Source organism: Corallococcus llansteffanensis, from assembly GCF_003612055.1.
GTDB lineage: Bacteria > Myxococcota > Myxococcia > Myxococcales > Myxococcaceae > Corallococcus > Corallococcus llansteffanensis.
In genome coordinates this window covers 1-459 of sequence record NZ_RAWB01001178.1, presented here as the reverse complement: position 1 = coordinate 459, position 459 = coordinate 1, and the positions used below count along the sequence as shown (strand labels likewise).

Annotated in this window: 1 protein-coding gene; it reads left to right on the top strand. The window is 75.6% G+C overall.

Translation table 11 applies throughout. From position 1 onward, the window contains the following. Positions 1-16 precede the first annotated feature (16 nt). Positions 17-459, top strand: a 443-nt coding sequence (locus D7V93_RS44010; protein WP_244237870.1) for an ABC transporter substrate-binding protein, incomplete at its 3' end; no start/stop codon positions are given.

Genomic DNA, 459 nt, shown 5'->3' with positions numbered 1-459 from the left:
GCCGGAGGCCTCGAAGGTGCGGACCGTGGGCTACCAGCGCGCGCTGTCGGCGGAAGGAGTGCTGTCGCTGGGCGCGGGCCTGCTGCTGGGGTCGGCGGAGGCCGGACCTCCGGCGGTGCTGGAGCAGTTGAAGCAGGCGGGCATGCGCGTGGAGACGTTCGCCAACGAGCCCACGGTGGAGGCGGCGCGCTCGCGCATCCAGGTCATCGCGGAGCGACTGGGCACGCCTGAGCAGGGCCGCGCGCTGGTGGCGAGGCTGGATGCGGACCTCGCGCGGGCGGCCGGACGCGTGGCCTCGGTGAAGGGCGCGAAGCCGCCGCGCATCCTCGCGGTGTACGCGCGGGGCGCGGGCACGCTGATGGTGGCGGGGGCCGGCACGGTGGCGGACACGCTCATCCGCCTGTCGGGCGCGGTGAACGCGGCGGAGGGGTTGCAGGGCTACAAGCCGCTCAGCGCGGA